This window comes from bacterium (genome assembly GCA_035308905.1).
Taxonomy (GTDB): Bacteria; Sysuimicrobiota; Sysuimicrobiia; order Sysuimicrobiales; family Segetimicrobiaceae; genus DASSJF01.
Map to the genome: position 1 here is coordinate 209,799 of DATGFS010000030.1, position 8,806 is coordinate 218,604.

Below are 8,806 nucleotides of genomic sequence, written 5' to 3' on the forward strand. Positions count from 1 at the left end.
CCTCGGTGCCCCGCGGCTTTCGGCCCCGAGGACGGGCCCTCCGTGCTGTCGTCCATCTCGGTTTCCTCCACTTCGAGCGCGCCGGGCTCGAGCTCCGCCACGATCGTGTTCCACGCGGCCAAAAGCTCGTTCTCGGGCGTATTCTTCCCGCGCGGGACACGGGCCGAACCAGGGCGTAGACGGATTTTTCGTGCGAGGATGCGGGGCTTGGGAGGGCTACCCCAGACGGTGCATCCAGAAGAGCGACGTCGCGACGGTGCTGAGGAAGAGCGCGGCGACCCCGACCGCGGCGAGGCCGCTGACTTCCACGGGCGTGCGCCGCCAGCCGATCACACGGCCGAGTCGTGAGTACACGCGGCTCAGTTCGGCCGCGGAGGAGACGCGCCAGTAGGCGCCGCCGGTGACCTCCGCGATCTGCTTGAGCGTCTCCTCGTCGAGCCGGACGAAAATGCCGCGGCCGCCGAGCTCGAGGAACGTTCCCTCGGGCGACCCGAGGCCGATCGTGTAGACCCGCACGTGCAGCTGCCGCGCGACCGTGGCCGCGTCTTCGGGCGGCGTGCCCCGGTTGCTTTGGCCGTCGCTCAGCAGCACGACGGTCGCCGGCGGCAGGCGGTCCGCGTCGGGCGGCGGAGGCGGCGGGAGCCCGGGCAGCAGGCTGGCCGGGGGCCGCGGCCGGCCGGGCAGCGCGTACACCGCCTCGAGCAATCCGTCGCCGATCGCCGTCGCGAATTCCAAGTTCAGGCTGTTGATCGCCTGGACGACCCGGTCGTGATCGTCCGTGGGCGGCGTGATCAGAGTCGCATAGCTGCTGAACGAGACCAAGCCGACTTTCGCGCCGCGCGGCAGGTTGTGCACAAACTCGAGCGCCGCCTTTTTCGCGGCGTCCAGCCGGGTCGGCACGACGTCGCGCGCCATCATGCTGCGGCTTACGTCGATGCTCAGCATCACCACGGCGCGGTTGTCGGGCACTGGGACCGGCGCGACCGGCCGCGCCACGGTGAAGATCACCGCGCAGAGCGTGAGGAGGTACAGGACCGCCGCGACGTGGCGGCGCCACCGTCCGCCCGCGGCCGCGGCGATGCGCGCGAGATCCAGGGTCGGGTACTGAACGCGCTCCCGCGCCGGACGGCGCAGGATCCAGACATAGGTCAGCACCAGCACGGGCACGATCGCGTACAGCCACAGCAGGCGCGGCCAGAGGAAGCTCACGGCAGGCGTCCCATCCACAAGAGCGACAGCGCGCCGCCGCCCAGCATGAGCGTCCCGGCGCCGGCGACGAAGAGGGCCGAGACCTCGGTCTTCCGCTTCTCCCACCCGATCGTCTGGCCGAGCTCGCGGTAGATCCGCTTCAGATCGCCCGCGGTGGGCGAGATGAAGAACTTGCCGTCCGTGATCGCGGCGACCTGCTGCAGCAGCGTCGGATCAAACGGCACCAGCACCATCTGCCCCTGATATTGGAAGACGCCGCCGCCGGGCGTGCCGAGCCCGATCGTGTAGATCTTCACCTTCAGCTGTTTGGCGAGCGCCGCCATGCGAATCGGGTCGGCGGTGCCCGCGTTCTGTCCGCCGTCGGTCAACAAGATGACCGCGGCGGGCGGCATGTCCTCGGGCTGCCCCGACGGGCCGGACTGCCCCGGCCCCGGGGTCGCGGCCGGCGGCTGCGTCTGCCCCGGCGGCGCCGCGAACGGCGACTGGCCGAAGGGGGACTGTCCGAGCGGCGGCTGGCCCTGGCCCGGCGCCGGTCCGGACGATCCCGGCACGCTCGACGCCCGGCCCGGGATGGCCCGCAGCGACACCGCGATGCCGTCGCCGATGGCGGTGGCTTCCTGCGTCTTGATCGTCGCGAGCGCGTCGCGGATCGCGCCGCGATCGTCGGTCGGCGGCACCATCAACGTCGCGTAGGTGCTGAACGTCACGAGGCCCACCCGCGGGCCCGGCGGAAAGGCGTCGAGGAAGCCCAGCGCCGCCTGCCGCGCGGCCTCGAGGCGCGTCGGCTGCAGATCGGGCGCGGCCATGCTGCCGCTCGTGTCGATGGCCAGGATTACCGTCGCGCGGTTGACCGGCAGCGGCACGGCCATGACAGGGCGCGCGGCGGCGCCGAGCAGCAGCGCGAGCGCCGCGAAGTACAGTCCCATGCTGATGTGGCGGCGCACCGCGGGCAGGCGCACCGCGATCTGCGCAAAAAGCGGCGCTTCCGCAAAACGCCGCGCGGTCGTGCGCCGGATCCGGCGCACGCCGAGGACGTACCAGGCCACGGACAGCGGCAGCAGGGCCAAGGCCCACAGCATTACCGGCCAGGTAAACTCCATCGCCGCCGCCTTCGAAGGGTGATGAACCGCAGCAGATCGTCGACGAGGCCCGCCCCGGTCGACAGGGTGAGGAGGTCGACCCCGGTCCTGGTCAACGCCTCGGTGAGATGCGCGTCCCGCTCGGCCACGAGCGCGCGGTGCGCCTGCCGCACGCGCCGGTCCGACGTGTCGATCCAGAGCTGCTGCCCGGTCTCCGGGTCGTGCAGATAAACGCCGCCGACGTCCGGCAGCTCGCGCTCCCGCGGATCTTCGATCCGCACGGCGATGATCTCATGGCGCCGGCCGAGCTCCGCGAGCGGCCGCTCCCACCCCGCGGGCGCGTGGAAATCGGAGATCAGAAAGACGAGCGCACGGCGCTTCGCGAGACGCCCGAGCTGCCGCAGCACCGCGCCGAGGTCCGTCTGCCCGCCGCCGCTCATCGCCGGAACCGTGGCGAGATCGCGCACGACGCGCAACGCGTGCAGCCGGCCGGTGCGGGGCGGAATGAAGCTGACGCCCGTCGGGGTCGGAAACACGAGGCCGCCCACCTTGTCGCCGTGGCGCGTGATGATGTAGGCGGCGACGCCGGCGAATTCCACGGCCAGCTCCCGCTTGAACTGCCGCACCGTCCCGAACTGCATCGAAGGCGACAGATCGACGAGCAGCCACGCGGTCAGCTCTTTTTCTTCGCGGTACTGCCGCACGAACAGCTGGTTCATCCGGGCGGTCACGTTCCAGTCGATCCGGCGGACCTCGTCACCCGGCTGGTACTCACGCACCTCGGCGAGGTCGAGGCTCGGCCCGTAGAAGATGCCGCGGTAGTCGCCGAAGAGGAAGCCGTCGAGCCGGCGCACGACCTTGAACTCGAGCCGGCGGAGAATGCGCTCCGGGGTCTCGACGCCGGGGCCGGACGTCCCTGGGACAACCGGGGCGGGCGCGGATGAGCGGGCCGGGCCGCCGAGGTGCCCCGCGGCGCGTTGCGGCCGCGGGCGGGCGGGCGGGCCGTTGCGGACGAGCGGGAGACGCACGGACGGCGCCGGGGCTACTTCTCGAGCGTCCCGGCTTCGCGGGACGTCACGGCCGCGGCGGTCTTCGTCTCGCCGTACGGATCGCCGATGTGGACGCGCGGCACGGGCACCGCGTCCATCATCCGCTGCAGCAGCTGGTCCGGCGTCATGTCCTGAGCCAGCGCCTCGTACGAGAGCAGGAAGCGGTGCCGCAGCACTTCCGGCGCAAGGTCCCGCACGTCTTCCGGCATCGCGTATTCCCGGCCCCGCAGGAGCGCCAGGGCCTTCGCGCCGATGATCAGGTTGAGCGAGCCCCGCGGGCTGCTGCCGTAGGCGACGTAGCGCGACAGCTCCCCGAGCCCGAACTCCTGCGGCCGCCGCGTCGCCGTGACGAGGCTTACGGCGTACTCGTGGAGCCGCGGGTCGACGTACACCGCGTCGGCGACCTTCTGGAGGTCGAAGAGCTCCTGGACGCCGATGACGCGGTTGACGGTCGGGACCTGATCGGTGACGCGGTCGATCACCGTCATCTCCTCGTGGAACGTCGGATAGGAGATGACCACTTTGAACATGAACCGGTCGACCTGCGCCTCGGGCAGCGGATACGTCCCTTCGCTCTCGATCGGGTTCTGCGTCGCGAGCACGAGGAACGGGTCGGGCAGCGAGAACGTCTGCTTGCCGATCGTCACCTGCCGCTCCTGCATCGACTCGAGGAGCGCGGACTGCACCTTGGCCGGCGCGCGGTTGATCTCGTCCGCGAGGACCAGGTTGGCGAACACCGGACCCAGTTCGACCTCAAAGGTGCCGGACTGCTGGTTGTAGATCCGCGTGCCGACCAGGTCCGCCGGGACGAGGTCAGGCGTGAACTGGATGCGCTTGAACTGGCAGTCGAGGACCTGCGCGGTCGTCTTGATCGCGAGTGTCTTCGCGAGCCCCGGCACGCCTTCGATGAGGATGTGCCCGCGCGAAAGCAGCGCGACGAGAATCCGCTCGAGCATCAGATCCTGTCCGACGATCACCTTCTTGATCTCGTACAGGACGTTGCGCATGGTGCTCGCGGCCTGGGTGTAGGTTTCGGTGGGATAGCGGAGGACACGCATCCGCTCCCGCGGCGCCTGGTCGGTCACGTTGATCACCTCAGTGAAGTTGGATGCTCCGGGTATTTAGGGAGTCGGGCGCGCGTCCCCTTCCTCTTCGTTTCTTGCCCCGCCGCCGGTCGTGATGGTCTTTCCATTAACCTCCTCGGACGGCGGCGTGCGTTCTCCCGGCCTTCATTCATGATAGGGCCCGGCCACGAACGGCCTCAACGACGCCGGGACGTCCGCGGCCCGGCCTCCGGCGCGGACCGGGACGGCGAGGATGCCGCGCCCGGCGAGGAGTGCGCGGCCTTCCCGGCCGAGGAGAAACGCGGTAAAGCGCGCCGCCCCGTCCGTGTTGCGCGAGGAGGACGGGATCGCGACCGTATACACGATCGGGGCGCCCCGGTACGTCACGCCCTTCGGGTCAACGTAGCTCACGTCCGCGTAGAACGCCGCGAAGGCCGGGTCCGCGAGGTTGAGGGCCGGGGGAAATGTGAGGTACGGCAGCCGCTGGGCGATCGCCTCGACAAGGTAGAAGAACCCGGCGTCGAGCTGCCCGGACGCGAGCCGGCCGATCAGCGCCTCCTCCGGGAAGATCTGCTGCGGATTCTCCTCGGTGCCGAGCAGCCGCCCCGCCAAGCCGGGGTCCCGGTAATACCGCTCGGCGAGACGGAGGACGAACAGGGTCCGGTAGCCCTTGGGGTCGAGCGCCGGATCGGTACGTCCGAGGCGTAGTCCCGGCGATGCCAGCACCCGAAACCACGCGCGCCGCCGCAGCGTCGGATCGCTCCGCCCGCCCGGCCCGGGATCCGCCGCCCCGCGAAGCGCCGGCGCGAACCGGCTACCGGGCGCGTACGCGACAACCATCGACGTGCTGCCGAAGGTCAAAAACCACGGGACCGATGGCGCCCCGGCCCTGGGGGCCAGGATGCGGTTGACGGCCGGATCGGCGCTTACGAACACGTCGGCCGGCGTGAGGCCGTCCCGGATGAGATGGGCGAGCGCCGTCGACCCCCCGGCCCGGCCGAGGACGGGAATGCCGGAGCGGCGGGTGAACGCCGGGCCGAGATCGCGTTCGAAAACGTTGACGAGCGACCCCGCGTAGAGGACCCGCACCGCCGCGGCCGCCGCGAACACCGCCTGCGGCAGGTGTCCGGCGCCTCCCCCGCGTCCCGCGGCCACAAGCGCCGTCACCAGGGCCGCGACGAGAACAGTGCGCCGGGCGGGAGCACCACGCGGGACCGTCATATGTGTCACCTCGCCGGCGTTGATTGCATCGTCGCCGTCCGCGGTTCTTCCGGCTCGAGCGCGTGGGCCGCGCCATCCGGGATGGATACGTCGACCAGGGTTCCCGGCTCGGGCGGCCGGTCCGCGGTCCAGGCTTCGAGCTGCGTCCCGCCGGCCGCGAGCAAGACGGTCGCGCCGACGCGCCGCGGAAGAACTCGGAGAACGCGCGCCTCCACACCCCCGGAGCCGGCGGGCCCAACCCGCAGTCCTTCCGGGCGCACGCAGACTTGGACGCGCTCCCCTCCGGCCGGGTTCGCGAGGCGCAGCAGGAACGGCTCGGCGCGCACCACCGCGGCGCCGTCCTCCCGTCCCACCACCCGGCCGCTGAGCACGTTCGCCGCACCCACGAGGCGCGCCACCGTGGCGGTGCGCGGACGCGCGGCCACGTCGGCCGGTGCCCCGCTCTGCACGACCCGTCCGGCGACCAGCACCACGATCATCTCGCCGAGCACGTGGGCCTCGTCGAAGTCGTGCGTCACGATCACCGCCGGCAGGTCGCGCGCCTCGACGAGGGCGATGAGGTCGCGGCGCAGCTGCTCGCGCACCGGTGCGTCGACCGCCGAAAACGGCTCGTCGAGCAGCAGGGCCCGCGGGTCGGTCGCCAGCGCGCGGGCCAGCGCCACCCGCTGCCGCTCGCCCGCGGACAGATCGGCCGGCCGGCGCTCTCCGTACCCGGGCAGCCCGACCGCGGCAAGGAGAGCGAGCGCCCGCGTCGGCTCGCGGCCGCGCCAGACCCGGCGCATCCCGAACGCGACGTTTGCGGCCGCGTCGAGGTGCGGAAACAGGCCGTCGCCCTGCAGCACGGCGCCGGTTCGCCGGCGCCACGGCGGGACGTTGATGCCCCGTTCCGTGTCGAGCAGCACCGTTTTCCCGATGGCGACGTAGCCGCGCGGCGGCACGAGGAGTCCCGCCATACACTGCAGCGTCATGGTCTTTCCCGCGCCCGAGGGACCGAAGAGCACGGTCCGCCGGTGCGCCGAGCGGAACGACACGTCAAGCGTGAAGTTGCCCAGACGGCAGGCGGCGGCGACGGTCAGCACGGGCGGCGTCTCACCAAGACATCACCGCCGCGCCGCAGCGCCGGCCGCCCGGACGACCGCGAGGGCCGCGATCCCGAGCACCCCGAGGAGCGCCGCGATCGGGAGCGCCGCGCGCAGTCCTTGAGCGCCGAACTGGACGAATAGGTACACCGGGAGCGAGTACGGATGATACGCCAGCATGACCGTCGCACCGAACTCGCCGAGCGCGCGCAGCCAGGCAAGCGGCAGGCCGGCGAGGATGCCGGGCCACGCGAGCGGGAGCGACACACGGAAGAACGTCCGCAGCGGGGGAACGCCGAGCGCGTACGAAACCCGCTCGAGCGCCGGATCGACCCCGGCGAAGGCCACCTGCGCCGCCACGATCAGAAACGGCGCGGCGACGAAGACCTGGGCGAGCACGATACCCGGCCACGCGTCGGCGATCTGAATGCTCCGGGCGTCGAACCACCAGCCAAGGACCCCGCGCGGACCGAAGACGGTCAGGAGTAGCAGCCCTCCGGCGAGCGGCGGCACCACGAGCGGCAGGTAGACCGCCCCGGCGACGAGGGCCTTGCCGCGGAAGTCGCCGCGGGCGAGAACGTAGGCGAGCGGCACTCCTAGGACCATCGCGATCGCGGTCGAGGCGGTCGCCGTCGCGACCGACACGCCGACGGCGCCGGCGTTGATCGCGTCCCGCGCCGCGGCGATCGTATCGGCACGGTCGAGGGAGGCGAAGCCGACGAGGAACGGAACCGCGAGATAGAGCACGAGCACCGCGCCGAGCGCGGCGAGGATCGCGGGAAGACGCCGGGACGCCCGCGCGGCCTCGGCGGCGCCCGCGTGAGAGCGCCCGGCGAGACGCGAATCCGCCTCTGCCCGGTCCAGCGGGTCTATGATGTCGGACGCCCTCGGTCGTGCCATCGCCTTGCCAGTATACTTGACGCGGCGCCGCGTGAAAAAGTGCGCCGGGGCGGCCGGCCATCGCCGGCCGCCCCGGCCCGTGTCCGCTACCGAAACCCGTGCGGCCTTACTGCAGGGTGGTGTTGATCGTCATCGACGGTGTCCGCGCCGCGCCGGTGCTGTCCACCAGGACCGCGGAGATCGTCACGGTCACGCCGCGCAGCGGGGGCGTCGGATTGAAGGTTGCCGACCAGTTGCCGTTCGCATCGGCCGTCACCGTCTGCGTGCCGAGCGTACCGCGCACGGCGGGCGGCGTCCCGGGTCCGGCGTAATCCGCCCCGACTCTGACCAGCGACCCGGGCGGCGCCGTCCCCGCAACCGTGAACGGCGCCCGGATCCCCGCGCCCGGCGTCGGGCTGTTGATCATGGGCGCGCCGGCCGGCGCCTGCGCCGCGGAGTTGATCGAGACCTGCATCGGCGCCGTCGCCGTCAGCACTCGATTGTTGGGCGCCGTGATCGACACCACGACGTCGGTATTCGTGACGCGATCGCCGGGTTGGATCGCATACGTGCCGATGTAGGTTCCCGGCTGGGCAATCGACTCCCGCATCGGCAGTCCGGCCCGCACGCCGTCGATCGAGAACGTCGCGGCGCCGCCCAACGGGCCGGTGGCCACGACGGTCATCACGTCGCCCGGCACGAGCGGACGCCCGGTGGGCGAAATGGTCACGGCGCTAATCGGAGCCGGTCCCGCGGCCGCCCGGCCGGCGTCGATGCCGTACACGAGGCCGGTGGTCGGACTGATGCGCAGCGCGACCACATCTCCGGGCTGAAGCGCCGCGGCGGCGACACTGAGGCCGCCACGGGTTACGCGCACGACCGGCGACAGCGGGTACGCTTGGCCGCTTTGGAGCACGATCCGGTTGTATCCGATCGAGCGGACGGTCCCGTTCACGACGCTGTAGATATCCTGAATCGTCTGCGCCGCTCCGGTCGGGTCGGCCGTGACGGTGACGGCGTCACCCGGCGCGATGGCGCTCAGCGCGACCGGGCCGCTCGTCCCGGTGGCCGTATCGGTTCGTGTGACGGCGGTCCCGGAGGCGACCTGATACGTGAACACCCCGCCGTTGGCACCCTGCACGGTGAGCTGGCCGGGATACGCCGACGCGTTGACCTGCACGACGGTGCCGGTGATAGTCTGCGGCGCGCCGGTTGCGGGCGGCGCG

General features: G+C 71.8%; 8 protein-coding genes. All 8 read right to left on the reverse strand.

The genetic code is table 11. The features are described from left to right. Positions 1 to 216: 216 nt before the first annotated feature. Positions 217 to 1,209 (reverse strand): VWA domain-containing protein, encoded by a 993-nt coding sequence (locus VKT83_09460; protein HLY22677.1) that lies wholly within the window; start codon positions 1,207 to 1,209, stop codon positions 217 to 219. Further along, positions 1,206 to 2,309 carry a VWA domain-containing protein gene (locus tag VKT83_09465; GenBank protein ID HLY22678.1) on the reverse strand — a complete coding sequence of 368 codons (1,104 nt, stop codon included), beginning with the start codon at positions 2,307 to 2,309 and terminating at the stop codon, positions 1,206 to 1,208. The genes VKT83_09460 and VKT83_09465 overlap by 4 nt, the downstream gene beginning before the upstream one ends. Continuing rightward, positions 2,288 to 3,316, reverse strand: a complete 1,029-nt coding sequence (locus VKT83_09470) for a DUF58 domain-containing protein (GenBank protein HLY22679.1) — start codon at positions 3,314 to 3,316, stop codon at positions 2,288 to 2,290. Before VKT83_09470 ends, VKT83_09465 begins: the two co-directional genes overlap by 22 nt. 14 nt (positions 3,317 to 3,330) lie before the next feature. Beyond that, the gene (locus VKT83_09475; protein ID HLY22680.1) at positions 3,331 to 4,344 is read right to left on the reverse strand and encodes an AAA family ATPase; all 1,014 of its coding nucleotides are present in this window, start codon (positions 4,342 to 4,344) and stop codon (positions 3,331 to 3,333) included. Between the two features lie 222 nt (positions 4,345 to 4,566). Beyond that, positions 4,567 to 5,622: an extracellular solute-binding protein gene (locus VKT83_09480; GenBank protein ID HLY22681.1), complete on the reverse strand. Its 1,056-nt coding sequence runs from the start codon at positions 5,620 to 5,622 to the stop codon at positions 4,567 to 4,569. A gap of 5 nt (positions 5,623 to 5,627) precedes the next feature. Then, positions 5,628 to 6,701 (reverse strand): ABC transporter ATP-binding protein, encoded by a 1,074-nt coding sequence (locus VKT83_09485; protein HLY22682.1) that lies wholly within the window; start codon positions 6,699 to 6,701, stop codon positions 5,628 to 5,630. A 21-nt stretch (positions 6,702 to 6,722) separates the two neighbouring features. Then, the gene (locus tag VKT83_09490) at positions 6,723 to 7,601 is read right to left on the reverse strand and encodes an ABC transporter permease (protein HLY22683.1); all 879 of its coding nucleotides are present in this window, start codon (positions 7,599 to 7,601) and stop codon (positions 6,723 to 6,725) included. 106 nt (positions 7,602 to 7,707) lie between these two features. Further along, positions 7,708 to 8,806, reverse strand: a 1,099-nt coding sequence (locus VKT83_09495) for a hypothetical protein (GenBank protein ID HLY22684.1), incomplete at its 5' end; no start/stop codon positions are given.